Below are 16062 nucleotides of genomic sequence, written 5' to 3' on the forward strand. Positions count from 1 at the left end.
TATTTTTGGCAAATATAATTCAAAAAAAAATGTGAATTTAAATTTCGGAAGAACAAGGTCAATTTATCCGAATCATTATCTTTACCATTCACTATAAATGAAGTGATATGAATATGATACTAATTGGAATCATCGCTGTTACAGTTTTGATGAGCTATAAAGGATTTAACGATTTGTCTTTTTTTAGAAAATACGAATTCCACATAGGAAGTATTCAAAAAGGAGAACAGATCCGAATGCTATCGTCTGGATTTTTGCATGTTGACATGACCCATTTGCTATTTAATATGCTTACACTTTGGTTTTTTGCCCCTTTAGTTCTAGCGTATTTAGGGAATTGGACTTTTGTTCTAATCTATATGGGAAGTTTAATTTTCGGGAATCTATTGACGTATATTTTTAATAAAAATAATTACAGTTATCGAGCCGTAGGTGCTTCTGGAGCAGTTACGGGAGTGTTGTATTCGGCTATCTTATTACAACCCGATATGATGTTAGGACTTTTCTTTGTGATTCCTATTCCGGCCTATCTTTTTGGAATTTTATACTTGCTGTATTCTATTTACGGAATGAAATCTCAAAACGATAACATTGGACATTCAGCCCATTTTGGAGGGGCTGTTGGCGGCTATGTAATCACACTAATGGAACAACCTCAATTGTTAGTAGAACACACCTTAATGGTTGTCTTATTGACTATTCCTATTGTGGTTCTTTTTATAATGCAACGATTAGGGAAGTTGTAATTGGTAAAGAAATAAAGCATGAGAAAATACATTTTCGTCCTATTCATAATTAGTTTGTCTTCTTGTTATAATAAAGATAATAAGAGCTCAAAGACTATTGTTTTTCCTTATAATGAGTACAACCAATTGTTGGGAAAACAAAAAAAGCAATTTTTAGATTCGCTTTATAAAGTTGTTGAAACAGTTCCTAATAACGAGCAAGGAGTACAGTATCTTTTTGATTTGTCTACGGAGTATTATTACATCAATGATTTTCCGAAATCATTAAAAATAAGTAGAGATCTTCTTGAAATTGCAAAAGATAAATCGGACACATTAAATATAGCAAAATCGTATAGTTTTATTGGCGATACTTATGAACAAAATCATAAGGACAGTGCGTATTTTTATTATCAGAAGGCTCAAAAATTGTTTCAAATAATTGGAAATGAAGAGAATGTAGGAAAAATGATTTTCAATAAAGCATATATTTTATTTTATGAAGGGAATTATTTGCAAAGTGAAATAGAACTCTCAAATGCACTTCAGTTATTGAAATCAAATTCAAATCATCAACTTCTTTATACAGTGTATAATTTGATGGGCTGTAATTTAGAAAATCTAGGAGATTATGAAACTGCTCTTGAATATTTTAAACAAGCTAAAAATCAGTTAAACATGGCTCGTGAAGCTAGAATTGATTATAACGGTTATTCTAATTGTGATGTGGCTATAGCTTCTAATATTGCCAATATGTATGATAAAATGCATAAATACGGTAAATCTATTGAGATTTTAAAACCTTTGTTGAATAAAGAATTAGAAAATAGATGGCCTAACGATTATGCAATTGTATTGGGTAATTTAGGTTCTTCAATGATGAAAAAGGGTAATTTAAATGGAGTAGAATCGATGTTGTATAAATCTTTTAATATTTCATTACAACATGGTAATCAGACGACTATATTATATAAGTCAATCACATTAGGCGATTATTATTTAACCATTAAAGACACAGCTAAGTCTCTTCAATTTTTGAAGGAATCATTAATTTCAGGTAAAAAAATCAAAGCCAATAATGAAATAAAATTGATTTATGAATTATTAGCTAGAGCAGACCCAAATCAAGATTCCTATTATAAAGAGAAAATAATTCAATTGACAGATAGTTTAGCTAAAGCGCAAAGAAAAGTCAATAATAAATATGCACGAATAGCTTATGAAACTTCGGTAATTGAAGATGAAAATAAGATTTTGACTAAGAATAATTTATATCTTCTCATAAGTTCTTTTATTTTGATAGTACTCTTCATGGGAATCTTAGTTTTTAGATATTGGAAGAATAAAAGAAAAGAATTGGAATTCCAAAGCCAGTTACAATCAGCAGAGATAGAATTATTTGAGTTAATGCAACAGTATCAAATAGATTTAAATCATACAAAAGTGATTGAACAGAACAGGATTTCAAAGGAATTACACGATAGTGTAACCAATAAATTGTTAGGAGTCCATTTGGTTTTGAAAACACTAAATGAGAGTAACGAGATAGACATTAAAGAGAAAAGAAAGAAATATATCGAAGAAATTCATGCTATAGAAAATGAAATCCGCGAAATAACACATGATTTACGAACAGAAGAAATAGACCCTCATTTTGATTTTAAAATGTTGCTGCTTAATTGTATTCAACAAGCCGATGAAATGGGTACTACTCGGTTTAATCTTGATTGTAATCCGATGATAGATTGGGAGTCGGTTTCGGGTTTAATTAAAATCACTCTTTATCGTATTATTCAAGAAGCGTTGTCTAATGTGTCTAAATATGCTGAGGCTTCAGAATGCCAGGTAGTGATTTCTATAAAAGACAAACAAACGATAGATTTGTTAATTTCGGATAACGGGAAAGGTTTTGATTTAAATACAGTTACAACCCAAGGCATTGGTTTGAAGAACATGAAAGAAAGAGCTGAAAAGGTGAATTCTAATTTAAGTATTACTACCCAACTCGGTGAAGGAACACAAATCCAATGCAGTTTTACAATTGATTAATTATAAAAAAAAGTCCTGATGTTATCAGGACTTTTTTTGTGGAGTCGCCGGGAATCGAACCCGGGTCCAAACAAGCAACTAAAGAGCTTTCTACAGGCTTATTTCCTGATTGGATTTTCGATGTTTTGCTAGGCCAGAAACAGCCACAAAACACTTAGTCTCTTAATTTTCAAGTACCGCCCGAAACATACAATACTCTAGGTTTATATTTACGATTCCCCTAGATCAAATGCTATAAACCAAAGCCTTTGAGGAGAATCCTGCTTTCCTACCTGGTAGGACGAGGCTAATCTTACTATAATTCAGATTATGCAGCAAGAGCGTAGTTTCCTTCGCCGTGTAAAAAGTGTGAAGCCTTTTATTAACGAGAATTACTTCAGTTCTCGACCTGCTTACTTTTCAATTCGACTTGCTGTCAAAACCAGTCGACCCCATGTTGTTTTAGAATAGTCAATAACCGTTCCAAAAACCGAGTGGCAAAGGTAAATCTTTTTTAGGGATAAAACGAATTGATTTGGGTATTTCAAATCGTACATCGTATATCGTAAATCAAATCATTCTTCCGTATCTGTTTCAAATGGATAATCTCCAAATAAGGGCGCTAATTTTTTTACGTTGTAGGTGCTTTTATTCATTTTGTTGGACAAAGCAAGAATAGTCACATGTTCTTTTTGTAGTGTGATATACGCTGAGGTATTGCCATGCCACCACCCGTTATGGAAATAAAAATTTTGTCCCGTTTCCCAATTGACCATTCGAATTCCTAGACCGTAGTTTTTCTTTCCTTTGTGTTCGTTGCTATATCCCGTATAAACTTGTTTTAATAAAGCAGGTTCTAAAAATCCAGGTTTGTTTCTAGCGCGATCTAGTTTTAATAAATCACGCACAGTAGAGTAGATGTTTTTATCGCCGTACACTTCGTCTAAATAATCTTTTCCGATTTCCACTCGGTTGGCTTTGTATGACGGAACGATTTTGTCTTTGTCTTTTTCGTAGTCAAAAACAAATGTATTGTTCATGCCTAGTGGCTTGAATATCATCTCGGTCATAGCTTCTTTGTAGCTTTTTTTAGTGATCTTTTCAATAATAAGAGCCAGCATAGCATAATTAGTGTTGCAATATGCAAAACGGGTATTGGTTTTAGACTCCAACCCAATGTTTTTGGTAGCCAAAAGTGTCAATATGTCTTGATTAGTCAATCGCTTGTGCCTGTCCCAAACTCCGTCATTTCTGTCGGTAAAATAAGCATAGTTACGTAATCCGCTTCGGTGGTTCAATAGCATTCGAACGGTCACTTCTGGAAAAGGAAATTCTTTTAAAATCACGTTGACTTTCTGATCTAAATTCAGTCGGTTAGCATTGACTAATTTTAAAACGACCGTTGCGGTCAATACTTTACTTACAGAAGCAATGTGCAAAGGAGTATTAGGAGTAATGCTATCTTTTTTACTAAAATTAGCTAACCCATCGTATTTTTCAAAAATAATTTGTCCATTCTTAGCAACTAAAAACGCGCCATTCGCACTTTTTCCAGGCCAGTTTTTATTATAAAAATGAGCAATTTTTTGTCGGGTTGTTTTAATATAATCTTCACTAAGTTTTGGTTCCTCATTGGTGTAAGGTTTCATTTTAGGAAGTTCATTTTCAGGAAGTTCGGAGTCTTTGATGTCTGATTCTGTTTTGCCTTTGCCGCAAGAGCTCAAAACAAGAGATAAAACCAGTATTTGTAGTATATTTGCTTTCTTAAAATAGTTCATTTTCGTAGTGGTACTTGAGTCACAAATATATTGAATACATTGCTTTTACGAAGCTTTTTTTCGATTATCAGTAACTTTTTATCCACAATTCAATGTTATTAAAGTTGTATTGTACTGGATGCCAGCAAGTATCATTTTGATTGGAATTAAAAATTAACTCAAAATAGGGTCAAAATGAGATTTTGTTCTTTTTTGCGAAAGATAAAACAGTACAATAAGTATATCAATTAACAGCATTTATAAGTATGAAATTCGGAATTTTAAAAGAAATAAATGAGCCAATGGATCGTAGAGTTGTATTTTCTCCAGCCTTATTGGAGCAATTGCAAGATGATTTTTCACAAGCTCAATTTGAAGTCGAGAGTTCCTCTACTCGAATTTTTACTGATGAAGAATATACAGCAAAAGGCATAGCAGTAGTTGCAGATGCAACTAATTGTGATGTGTTAATGGGGATTAACCCAATTCCTGTAGCTGATTTAGCACCTAATAAGGCCTACTTTTTTTTAGGCACTACTACTAATCATTTGAATGATAACGAAAAGCGAGAATTAAAAGTTAAGGTTTACGATTATTTAGTCATGATTGAAACCAATAGTTTTCAAAATACAATTGGTTTGGTAGGCGCCTATAATGCTTTTCGTGCTTTTGGAATTAAATTTGAATTGTTCAAGTTGCCTAGTGTAACGACTTTCTTGGACCAAAGCAGCTTGTTTACGTATTTGAAACGTCCCGTTTTACCTCCTTTAAAAATTACTGTTATCGGAACTGAAGCAATTGTTTCGGGCGTGAAAGTAATTATGAAGGCAATGAAAATAAAGGAAGTGTCAGAAGACGAATTTTTGGTAAAAAATTATGCTCAGGCTGTTTTTACTGTGATAGAGAATGTAGATTCGAATGAATTGGCACCTTTTACAAAGGTTTCAGACATCATAATTGCAGATTCTCAAATGGAAGGAAAAGCAGTGGTTTTATCTCAAGAGTTACTAAATGCTAAAGATTGTAAACTAAGAGTTGTTGCTGATTTACATCCAGAAGCTTCCAATTCATTAGCCTGTACCTTACGTCAATCTAGTCAAGAAGAGACTTTTTATGGCTATTTGCCTAACGAAAATAGGGAAGTAGATGTGTTTCATCCAGCAGCTATTGTAGTGACTGCTGTTCCTAATTTAGAAGTTGAATTCCCTCGAGAGTCTAGCGAAGCCTTTGGTAAACAAGTATTGGAACAAATTATCCCCGCTTTTTTTAAAGGAGATCCACAAGGCATACTACAAAAAGTCAAAGTGTATTAATAGTAACCAAAATGTTTGTAAATCAAAATGTTAAATTGATTTTTAAGCTTTAGTAAAAATAGATTGGTTAGTTTTTTTATTTTTTGTTGTCTGGCCAAAATAATAAACTTACATTTGTACCTGTATACAAACAAATTCCGGAAAATATGTTTACTTTTTCACAGTACTTAGGCTTTTTACTTTTCTTAACCATTTTGACAATGGGATTCTGGCTAATGTTTTTCTTAGTTGGATTCGTGTCTTACTGGGTTGGTGGAGCTTCTTGGGAAGCTTACAAAGAAAAGAAAGCAAAAAAGAAAGAAGAACAATCAGTTTAATCTGATTGTTTGATAATAAAAAAGCTCCGAATTTCGGAGCTTTTTTTATGAACTATTTAGACTGCCTTTTCAGGCAGTCAGTTTGTATTATCCTTGGAATTCCATTTCGCCTCCGTTATCATTCATTCTCTTTGGTTGTTTTTCTCTTTCGTTTTTAGCTTTGTTAAAACGGTAAGTGAAAGATAGAGTTACTTGTCTTACTCTCCACTGCATTTCAGCTCTTGAACTCAATACGCCAGGAAGATACGTTTCCATAATTCTTTTTCTACCATTGAAAACGTCGTTTATATTTAAGGCTATAGTAGCTTTGTCTTTTAAAACATCTTTACTGAAAGCTAAGTTAGCACTGAAATTACCCAAAACTCTACCTTGAGCATTATTTTGTGGTCCCATGTACATTAAGTTAGTTTGCCAGTCAATTTTATTTGGCAAAGTAATTTTTGAGGATAAACGGCTAAACCAAGAACTAGCAACTTTGTCAAAATTTTGGGTTACTACTACATTGTTAAAATTGGTATATACAAAATCACCTTTGGTGTCACTTTGGAAGAAGTTGAAATTAGAGTTTAATTTCCACCATTTGTATGGAGAATAATTTAGGGTAAACTCAAATCCAGTTCTGAATTCAGTTGCTATGTTTATAGGAGACATTATAATCACAGGTGTCCCGTTGATAAAATTACCTGATTCTCTACGAGCAAATTGGAATACATCAGTCGTTTTGTTGTAATACAATGAAGTACTCAATGTTAATTTAGACCAACGTTTGATGTAGCCAAAATCTAATGCATCTGTCATTGATGGATTTAAGTCAGGATTCCCCACGAATATATTGATGTTACTCGATAAATTACTAAATGGATTGATCATACGACCTCTAGGTCTTTCAATTCGTTTGCTATAACTAATAGAAGCACTACTTTTGTCTGATATCTCATAAGTAAAGAAGGCACTTGGAAAAAAGTTACCATATTTCTTTGTGTTGAAACTATTAGTTGCTAATTGATTAATTTCAATATTCGAATCTTCGTAACGCATTCCTAAAAGGACTGATACTTTATTTTGTTTGAATCCGTATTGAGTGTAAAAAGCGTTTACTTTTTCTATATAATCCAATACATTAGTGAAATTAGGATTGATAACACCGTCATTTTTTACTTGATAATCAGTTGATAATTTAGAAAAATTACCTCTATAACCTGCTTCAAATTGACTTCCTTTCCCTAAAGGTAACACATAATCACTTTGAACCAAAACTCTGTTTTGCTTTTGGTTGTTGACGGTATTGTCTATGCTAAATGGATTACTACTAGCCCTAGTTGCTGTAACTACTGCAGTAGTATTATCATCATTGGAAGATACAGATCCATCAATACTAAACTTGTGTCCTTCTTTCTTGAAATTTTTGGTAAAATTAGTGGTGTATTCTAAGTTGTTACTGTAATTATCTTCTTGATTAGTACGGTTGATAGTATAATCAAATGCATGAGCTCCTGTGTAATAATTTTGTAATACGTAATCGGTATGGTCGCCATTACTTTTACGGTAGTTGATGGTATTAGTCCAAGAAGTATTCTTGTCAATCGCTAATTCGATTCCGAAATTTCCATTATATCCTTTGTCGTAACGTTTGTTATCTCTTGGTTCAACAATGTAATTTCGAATTGAATTATCCGTGTTTAAATAAGTAGTTTCGTTGGTCATATTCCCAGGATTACTTCTAAAGCTGTATCCTTGTGTAGTAAACAAACTTATATTTTTAGTTTTGTAGTTCACGGTTCCACTCAATCCATTGTTGTCAGGAATACCTCCGGTGCCAATGAAAGTTCCATTTAAACCCTGATTTTTTCCTTTTTTCAAAACAATATTTAAGATTCCGCCACCACCTTCAGCATCATAACGCGCCGATGGATTGGTAATCACTTCTACTTTGTCAATAGCATCAGCCGGAATAATACGCAAGGCTTCGGTAATGTTAATGGCATTGGATGGTTTACCATCGATTAAGATTTTTACATTATCGTTTCCTCTCAAACTCACATTTCCTTCCACATCTACAGAAACCGATGGGATATTCGAAAGAACATCGCTTACTGTTCCTCCTTTAACCATTAAGTCGTTTCCAACGTTGAAAACTTTTTTATCCAATTTAATTTCAACAGTTGTTTTTTCTGCACGAACCACCACTTCACTTAATTGTGCGGCATCTTCGTTTAAAGGAATGGTTCCAATATTAGTATTGGATTCAATATTTCTTCCTTTGATTTCGGTAGGTTTAAAAGATATAAATTCCACCGTAATGTCGTAGATTCCAGGATTTATATCAACTGAAAATTCTCCTTTAGCGTTAGTAATACCACCAGATACTGCTTTTGGATTGTTGGGCAATCTAAGCGTAATCGTAGCGTATTCTAGAGGTTGTCTACTTGTTTTTTCGATAACTTTTCCGGTTATTTTTAATTTGGCTTTTACAATTGGTGCTTGTTGACCAAAACTTAGTATACTGCTTAAAAACAGTACTATTAATGCAATCGCATTTATTTTTTTCATCAATAATGATTTTAGTTATTCCTTTTAGACTATGAAAAGCCTAAAAGGTTACATTAGGCAAATCATAAAAAAAAGTTAAAGCGGCTTTTTTTTTTAAATGAATTGAGCCACCTCTTCTGGAATTCTTCCAATGATGGCTTTGTTTCCTTTTATAACGATAGGTCTTTCAATTAAAATAGGATGCGCGGCCAAAGCTTCAATGATAGCATCGTCGCTTAGGGATTTGTTTTTATACTGTTCAATCCAAATACTTTCTTTAACACGAACCAATTGAATGGATTTTAAGTTCAATTTTTGAAGTAAATCAATTAATGCTTCTTTGCTAGGAGGCGTCTCTAAGTATTTAATAATTTCAACTTCGGTTTCTTTTTCGGTCACAAAAGCCAGACAATTTCTAGACTTCCCACAACGTGGGTTATGGTATATTTGTATCATCTTTTTTAAAATTTTCGCGAAGTAAAGCAAATTGAAATTAAAAACGTATTTTAGAGCTAAGAATCTTTTAACCACTACTATGTTTATAGAACAAGGAATACATTCAGATAATAAATTTTGGAAATACCTTTTTGGGTCGGTACTGATTTTTGGTGCTTCATTAATTGGTCAGTTACCACTTTTGATGGGTGTTTTGTATGAAACTTTGGTAAACAAAAAGACATATCCTAATTCTAATGCAGCAATCATGCATTTTTTAGAACCTAATTGGACGTTGTTCCTACTTTTGTTTTCGTTTGTTTTTGTGTTTTTAGGAATTTATTTTGTACTTCGAAATCTACACCATCAAACACTATTGTCTATTATTACTTCCAGAATAAGAATAGACTGGAAAAGAGTTTTTTTTTCTTTTTCACTTTGGACAGGTTTTACCATAGCTAGTACTGCAGTATTTTATTTTCTTAATCCAGAAGATTTTGTGGTTCAATTTCAGCTAGTCCCTTTTTTAATATTATTTGGAATAGGACTAGTTTTGTTCCCTTTTCAAATTGGTTGCGAAGAATTATTCTTTAGAGGTTATTTAATGCAAGGCTTTGGGAATTTAGCCCACAACAAGTGGTTTCCCTTACTGATGACTTCTTTAATTTTCGGATTGTTACATCTGGCGAATCCCGAAGTCGATAAAATGGGCTATAGTATTTTGATTTATTATATAGGTACAGGTTTCTTTTTAGGAATCCTTACCTTAATGGATGATGGTATGGAACTGGCTTTGGGTTTTCATTTTGCCAATAATTTTATAGGTGCTTTGTTAGTCACTTCCGATTGGTCTGCTTTTCAAACCTATGCCGTATTGAAAGATATTTCCAATCCGAGTAATTCTTTAGAGGTATTATTGCCGGTTTTTATTATTTTTCCTACCTTAGTGGTGCTTTTTGCAAAGCGCTACCAATGGGAAAATTGGACTGAAAAACTAACAGGAAAAATTAGCTAAAACAATCATACTTAAATTTTTATACGATGGATAATTTGACGTACCAAAACGTTCACAACAGGTTTAAATTAAACGGTTTTAATTTCACTAAAGACGATTTATTACGAGTTGCGTATTCTTTTCTTAAAGAAGGATCGGCTTATGAAAAACCATTAGGAATTTTTATTTTAGACTGGTTTGACTCTAAATCGTATTTAGAAATCAATACTTCAGGTTCAACAGGAACACCTAAAATTATTCGTGTAGACAAGCAAGCAATGGTCAATTCGGCTTTGGCTACAGGTGATTTTTTTGGTTTACAACCGGGGCAAAAAGTATTGCATTGTTTACCTACGGATTATGTAGCGGGTAAAATGATGTTTGTGAGAGCGTTTATCTTAGGGTTGGATATGGAATTTGTCGCACCTAGTTCACATCCATTAGAAGGAGTGAAGGGAAATTTTGATTTCTGTGGCATGGTGCCTTTGCAAGCTAAAAATTCGTTGAACCACTTGCACCGAATCAAGAAGTTAATTATTGGTGGTGCCAAAGTGAATAAGACTTTAGAACGCGAATTAGTTAACATAACGTCTCAGATTTACGAAACCTACGGCATGACTGAAACCATTACGCACATCGCTGCTAAACGAGTGGGAGAGTCCGCTTTTACGGTTTTGCCAAATGTAAAAGTCACTACTGATGACAGGCATTGTTTGGTCATTGACGCCCATAAAATTAGTGGTGAAAAAATTGTAACCAATGATTTGGTTGATTTGATTTCAGATACGCAGTTTGTTTGGAAAGGACGTTTTGATAACGTAATTAATAGTGGTGGTATTAAATTAATTCCAGAGCAAATCGAGGAAAAGTTGGCAACTTTAATTCCAAGACATTTCTTTGTATACGGACAAACCGATGAACTTTTAGGAGAAAAATTAGTTTTGTATGTGGAAGGTGAACCCATGAAAATAGAAGAATCTATTTTTGAGGCATTGGACAAATACGAAAGACCGAAAGAAATTGTATTTATTCCTGAGTTCCAACAAACGGCTACAGGAAAAATCATTAGAGACCAAAGTGTGGGGAAATAGATTTTAAATCACTTTTAGTAAAGGCTCAAAGTCAGGAGACTTTGCGCAGCTGGGTTTTATGACCACGCGAAAGGATTCGCTCGGTAGCGGGGGAGACGCTCGCACCAGCGAGGGGAATTAAATTTTAATATTATGAAAAAAATATCAAGCAAAACAACATACTTCCGAAAAAAAATTATACCAATTATATTATTAATTAACATATTAATATTGGTTTTTGGTTTCACTATTTTTGATTTAACATTAAAAAAATTGTCATTGATTTTTTTTCCAACTCTAATTTTTAGTTTTGCGTGGATATTTAATTTTAGAAAGTTAGAAGAAATTTATTTGGGCAATAAGTATTTGGTAATAAACAATGAAAAGATATTATTCGAGAGTATTATTTCAATTAATAAAAAAAGTTCTTTTCGTTACGAACTTAATTATCGAATAGACAATACATTAAAATCGATTGTTTTTATGGTTGATTCATTTCCTAATTATCCTTCTTCAACACCTGATTTTTTAAATGAAATTGATGGATTTTTAAAGAAAAAAACCGAATAAAATGAACAGTAGGAATGTGCATACCTGATAACGCGGATTTGCACACGAACGAAGTGAACTGACGAAGTAATCCGTGCGTACAAAAACAGTAATCTAGCCTTTCTTTTTACACCTGAATCACCCCTAAATTAAACGGTTTTTCAATAGGAGCGTGGTTGGCAGCTTCAATTCCCATCGAAATCCAAGTACGCGTATCTATAGGATCAATTATGGCATCCGTCCATAAACGGGAAGCTGCGTAATAAGGTGACACTTGTTCGTCATACCGTGCTTTTATTTTAGCAAACAATTCGGCTTCTTTAGCTTCATCGACTTCTTCTCCTTTTGCTTTAAGCGAATTGGCTTCAATTTGTGCCAATACTTTGGCGGCTTGTGTGCCACCCATTACGGCTAACTCAGCACTTGGCCAAGCTACAATTAATCTCGGGTCGTAGGCTTTGCCACACATGGCATAGTTTCCTGCTCCATAAGAATTTCCAACAATTACAGTGAATTTTGGTACCACCGAATTGGAAACGGCATTCACCATTTTGGCACCATCTTTAATGATTCCGCCATGTTCCGATTTACTGCCTACCATAAAACCGGTAACGTCTTGTAAAAACACTAACGGAATTTTCTTCTGGTTGCAATTGGCTATAAAACGCGTGGCTTTATCGGCTGAATCCGAGTAAATCACCCCACCAAATTGCATTTCACCATTTTTAGTTTTGACTACTTTTCGTTGGTTGGCTACAATCCCCACAGCCCAGCCGTCAATGCGAGCATAACCCGTAATAATCGTTTGACCGTAGCCTTCTTTGTAAGCTTCAAATTCGGAATTGTCCACCATTCGCTTGATGATTTCCATCATATCGTATTGATCGGTACGCGCTTTTGGAAGTACGCCGTACAATTCATTTTCGTCTTGAGCAGGTTTTTCTGATTTGATTCGGTTAAATCCCGCTTTATCATAATCGCCAATTTTATCAACGATATTTTTTATTTTATCCAAAGCGTCTTTGTCGTCTTTGGCTTTATAATCGGTTACTCCTGAGATTTCGCAATGCGTTGTTGCTCCACCTAAAGTTTCGTTGTCAATGCTTTCGCCAATGGCGGCTTTGACCAAATAACTTCCGGCTAAAAAGATACTCCCGGTTTTGTCTACAATCAAAGCTTCGTCACTCATGATGGGTAAATAAGCGCCACCAGCCACACAACTGCCCATCACTGCCGAAATTTGGGTAATTCCCATGCTGCTCATCAAAGCATTGTTTCTAAAAATGCGACCAAAGTGTTCTTTATCAGGAAAAATTTCATCTTGCAAAGGCAAATACACCCCAGCACTATCGACTAAGTAAATAATTGGAATGCGGTTTTCCATGGCAATTTCTTGCGCACGCAGGTTTTTCTTAGCAGTTATTGGAAACCAAGCACCTGCTTTTACGGTTGCGTCATTGGCTACCACAATGCATTGTTTCCCTTTGATGTATCCGATTTTCACTACTACACCACCTGAGGGGCAACCACCGTGTTCTTTGTACATTCCTTCACCAACAAAGGCGCCAATTTCAATACTTTTTTCATTGGTATCCAACAAATAATCGATACGCTCACGAGCTGTCATTTTCCCTTCGGCATGTAATTTTTGGATGCGTTTTTCACCGCCGCCTAATTTTACTTCGCCTAGTTTTTTTCGCAGTTCAGAAAGCAATAGCTTATTGTGGTCTTCGTTTTTATTGAAATTCAAATCCATTTGTAGTTGTTGTCAAGTATTGATGCGCTAAAATACAAAATCACCAAATGAATTTAACTATTCCTTTGATGATATTAATCTATGCTATTAAATTTCGTCCCTATGGGACTTTTTGAATTGTGATACGTATTTTTTATTACCAAAATCTGGTCCCTATCGGGACTTCGATGAATTATAATAGAAGATTACATTCAATTCACTAGTATTAAACTGTCCCGTAGGGATTATATTTATTTAGATACAAATAAAATTTTATAATATTAAAATCTTATTTTTTTGAATCTTCTACAAGACGTTTTAAAATGGCCCATTGTTTTAGCGCATCTCTTGCGTCAACGGCTGGGTAACCCAAAACAGTTTTGCCTGCACCTACATCGCCTACAACGCCCGAACCGGCACCTACAATAGCACCGTCTCCAAGTGTAGTGTGGTCTTTTATAGAAGCACTTCCGCCAATGATCACTCCGTTGCCTAAGGTTACTGAACCCGCTAATCCACTGTTGCCCGCCATGATGCAAAAACGACCCAATTTACTATTGTGACCAATTTGAACCAAATTGTCAATTTTACAGCCATCACCCAAAACAGTTGAGCTGAATTTTCCTCTATCGACACAAGAATTGGCACCAATTTCAACTCCGTTGCCAATGATTACATTTCCAATTTGGGGAATTTTTACCAAACCTCTTTGTGGGTCGGGTCTAAAACCAAAGCCATCCGCACCAATCGTAGCATTGGGATGAATAATGCATTCGTGACCGATATGACAACGCTCTCTAACTACGGTTCCAGACCAAATAACGGTATTGTTTCCAATAGTACATTCGTCCAATACGGTTACGTTAGGGTAAAGAGTAGTATTTTCTCCTATGGTTGTTTTGGGTCCTACATATACATTGGCACCAATTCGGCTCCCTTTTCCAATAGTAGCAGTAACATCAATAACAGCAGTAGGATGGATTTCTATCTGAAACACAGGACTCGGAGGAGCAAAAAGTTCTAGCACTTGTGACATTGCTAAATCAGCATTTTTCACTTTGATAAATACCCGATTGTCTCCAGGTTCAATGCTAATATCTTCGTTGACTACAGCAGCACAGGCTTTTGAAGTAGCCCAAATCTTTTCGTATTTTTTGTGTCCAATGAAGGAAATTTCGGTTTCCGAAGCTTCGTCTAATTGTTCTGGAGCAGTAATAGTTGGGTTGGTTAATCCCACAATAGTTCCCTGAAGTATTTCGTTAATTTCGTTAATAGAGTACGATTTCATATTTTTTGGTTGGTTTTTTGGTGGTATAGATTTCAAATAAACTCAATTCATTTTGAATTACCAACTATTTAAAACAAAACCTCCTCAAACTATTCTTTTTTAGAATGTTGAGGAGCCTTATTTTGAGTAATTATGAAGCTTATTCGTCTTCTTTTTGTCCCATCATCATCAGGTAGGCTTTTAAGAAATTATCAATTTCTCCGTTCATTACTGCATCGACATCAGTAGATTCAAATCCGCTACGAACGTCTTTCACTAATTTATACGGGTGCATAACATAGTTTCTAATTTGCGAACCCCATTCAATTTTCATTTTACCGGCTTCAATGTCGGCACGCTGTGCTAATTTTTTCTTCAATTCAATTTCGTATAATTGAGAACGAAGCATTTGCATGGCACGGTTTCTATTATCGTGTTGTGAACGCGTTTCGGAACACTGAATTTGAATCCCCGTTGGTTTGTGAACCAATTGGACTTTGGTTTCTACCTTATTAACGTTTTGCCCACCAGCACCACTTGAACGTGCAGTAGTAATTTCAATATCGGCAGGGTTAATTTCAATTTCAATAGTGTCATCCACTAATGGATAAACGTATACGGAAACAAATGAAGTATGTCTTTTGGCATTGCTATCAAAAGGAGAAATACGAACTAATCGATGTACCCCATTTTCTCCTTTTAGGTAACCAAAAGCATAATCGCCTTCAATTTCCAATGTCACCGTTTTGATACCCGCCACATCACCTTCTTGAAAGTTCAATTCTTTGATTTTATAGCCTTGTTTTTCGGCCCACATCAAGTACATACGCATGAGCATTTCTGCCCAATCGCAACTTTCGGTACCTCCCGCACCTGCAGTAATTTGCAATACGGCGCTCAAGCTATCTCCTTCTTCCGAAAGCATATTTTTGAACTCAATGCCCTCAATATGTGTTTCGGTAAGATGGTATTGTTCGTCTAATTCTTCTACTGAAAGTTCGCCTTCTTTGTAAAAATCATAAGCCAATTGCAATTCATCAGTCAAGGCGACTGCTTTGTTATAATCTTCAATCCATTTTTTCTTGTTTCTCAGATTTTTAACTACAATTTCGGCTTCTTTGGCATTGTTCCAAAAGTCGGGTGCAAACGTCTTTTCTTCTTCGTTTGTGATTTCAATTAATTTGGCATCAACGTCAAAGATACCTCCTCAACGCACCAAGGCGTTCTACAATACCTTTTATTTGTTCGGTAGTTGTCATAAATTATGTAATTTTGTGAGGCAAAAATAAGACTTTTTTAAGAAAAGACAATCCGAGTATTGTTCGTCCTTCATTATAAAAACA

12 protein-coding genes and 1 other RNA gene are annotated in these 16062 nt (G+C 34.6%); 6 read left to right on the forward strand and 7 right to left on the reverse strand.

Translation table 11 applies throughout. From position 1 onward, the window contains the following. Positions 1-107: 107 nt before the first annotated feature. On the forward strand, positions 108-746 hold the full coding sequence (locus RMR09_RS04565) for a rhomboid family intramembrane serine protease (protein ID WP_310594628.1): 639 nt from the start codon (positions 108-110) through the stop codon (positions 744-746). A gap of 18 nt (positions 747-764) precedes the next feature. Continuing rightward, a complete protein-coding gene (locus RMR09_RS04570; RefSeq protein WP_310594629.1) occupies positions 765-2774 on the forward strand; it encodes a sensor histidine kinase in 2010 nt (669 codons plus the stop codon). Between the two features lie 36 nt (positions 2775-2810). Here the strand turns inward: RMR09_RS04570 and ssrA are convergent. Continuing rightward, positions 2811-3207, reverse strand: a transfer-messenger RNA (tmRNA) gene (ssrA, locus tag RMR09_RS04575). A gap of 121 nt (positions 3208-3328) precedes the next feature. Next, positions 3329-4531 (reverse strand): serine hydrolase domain-containing protein, encoded by a 1203-nt coding sequence (locus RMR09_RS04580; protein WP_310594630.1) that lies wholly within the window; start codon positions 4529-4531, stop codon positions 3329-3331. Between the two features lie 245 nt (positions 4532-4776). Here RMR09_RS04580 and RMR09_RS04585 point away from each other — a divergent pair, with 245 nt between their 5' ends. Beyond that, positions 4777-5823, forward strand: coding sequence for an alanine dehydrogenase (locus tag RMR09_RS04585; RefSeq protein WP_310594631.1), 1047 nt, complete (start codon positions 4777-4779; stop codon positions 5821-5823). Positions 5824-6227: 404 nt separating this feature from the next. On the opposite strand, the gene RMR09_RS04590 is transcribed toward RMR09_RS04585, so the two are convergent. Both RMR09_RS04590 and arsC read right to left on the reverse strand, forming a co-directional pair. Next, positions 6228-8690 carry an outer membrane beta-barrel family protein gene (locus RMR09_RS04590; RefSeq protein WP_310594632.1) on the reverse strand — a complete coding sequence of 821 codons (2463 nt, stop codon included), beginning with the start codon at positions 8688-8690 and terminating at the stop codon, positions 6228-6230. Positions 8691-8783: 93 nt separating this feature from the next. Further along, a complete protein-coding gene (gene arsC / locus RMR09_RS04595; protein WP_310594633.1) occupies positions 8784-9125 on the reverse strand; it encodes an arsenate reductase (glutaredoxin) in 342 nt (113 codons plus the stop codon). Between the two features lie 31 nt (positions 9126-9156). Between arsC and RMR09_RS04600 the strand changes: the two genes are divergently transcribed. The 3 genes from RMR09_RS04600 to RMR09_RS04610 all read left to right on the forward strand — a co-directional run bounded on the left by RMR09_RS04600 (position 9157) and on the right by RMR09_RS04610 (position 11738). Further along, positions 9157-10119, forward strand: a complete 963-nt coding sequence (locus tag RMR09_RS04600; RefSeq protein ID WP_310594634.1) for a CPBP family intramembrane glutamic endopeptidase — start codon at positions 9157-9159, stop codon at positions 10117-10119. A gap of 26 nt (positions 10120-10145) precedes the next feature. Next, positions 10146-11189, forward strand: a complete 1044-nt coding sequence (locus RMR09_RS04605) for an AMP-binding protein (RefSeq protein ID WP_310594635.1) — start codon at positions 10146-10148, stop codon at positions 11187-11189. Between the two features lie 132 nt (positions 11190-11321). Further along, on the forward strand, positions 11322-11738 hold the full coding sequence (locus tag RMR09_RS04610; protein WP_310594636.1) for a hypothetical protein: 417 nt from the start codon (positions 11322-11324) through the stop codon (positions 11736-11738). 106 nt (positions 11739-11844) lie between these two features. Here the strand turns inward: RMR09_RS04610 and RMR09_RS04615 are convergent, their stop codons facing one another. The 3 genes from RMR09_RS04615 to prfB form a co-directional block, all read right to left on the reverse strand. Then, on the reverse strand, positions 11845-13473 hold the full coding sequence (locus RMR09_RS04615) for a carboxyl transferase domain-containing protein (protein ID WP_310594637.1): 1629 nt from the start codon (positions 13471-13473) through the stop codon (positions 11845-11847). 268 nt (positions 13474-13741) lie between these two features. Further along, complete coding sequence (gene lpxD, locus RMR09_RS04620) at positions 13742-14740, reverse strand: UDP-3-O-(3-hydroxymyristoyl)glucosamine N-acyltransferase (RefSeq protein ID WP_310594638.1); 999 nt, start codon at positions 14738-14740, stop codon at positions 13742-13744. A gap of 139 nt (positions 14741-14879) precedes the next feature. Continuing rightward, a protein-coding gene (gene prfB, locus RMR09_RS04625) for a peptide chain release factor 2 (RefSeq protein ID WP_310594639.1) occupies positions 14880-15978 on the reverse strand; the annotation gives its coding sequence in 2 pieces (ribosomal slippage) (positions 14880-15914 and positions 15916-15978; 1098 coding nt in all). Positions 15979-16062 lie beyond the last annotated feature (84 nt).

It is taken from the genome of Flavobacterium sp., from assembly GCF_031537875.1.
Lineage (GTDB): Bacteria > Bacteroidota > Bacteroidia > Flavobacteriales > Flavobacteriaceae > Flavobacterium.

Bases quoted from the DNA above. Each gene is read 5' to 3' on its own strand.
- RMR09_RS04565 (WP_310594628.1), top strand. From the start codon at position 108: ATGAATATGATACTAATTGGAATCATCGCTGTTACAGTTTTGATGAGC.
- RMR09_RS04570 (WP_310594629.1), top strand. From the start codon at position 765: ATGAGAAAATACATTTTCGTCCTATTCATAATTAGTTTGTCTTCTTGT.
- RMR09_RS04580 (WP_310594630.1), bottom strand. From the start codon at position 4,531: ATGAACTATTTTAAGAAAGCAAATATACTACAAATACTGGTTTTATCT.
- RMR09_RS04585 (WP_310594631.1), top strand. From the start codon at position 4,777: ATGAAATTCGGAATTTTAAAAGAAATAAATGAGCCAATGGATCGTAGA.
- RMR09_RS04590 (WP_310594632.1), bottom strand. From the start codon at position 8,690: ATGAAAAAAATAAATGCGATTGCATTAATAGTACTGTTTTTAAGCAGT.
- arsC (WP_310594633.1), bottom strand. From the start codon at position 9,125: ATGATACAAATATACCATAACCCACGTTGTGGGAAGTCTAGAAATTGT.
- RMR09_RS04605 (WP_310594635.1), top strand. From the start codon at position 10,146: ATGGATAATTTGACGTACCAAAACGTTCACAACAGGTTTAAATTAAAC.
- RMR09_RS04610 (WP_310594636.1), top strand. From the start codon at position 11,322: ATGAAAAAAATATCAAGCAAAACAACATACTTCCGAAAAAAAATTATA.
- RMR09_RS04615 (WP_310594637.1), bottom strand. From the start codon at position 13,473: ATGGATTTGAATTTCAATAAAAACGAAGACCACAATAAGCTATTGCTT.
- lpxD (WP_310594638.1), bottom strand. From the start codon at position 14,740: ATGAAATCGTACTCTATTAACGAAATTAACGAAATACTTCAGGGAACT.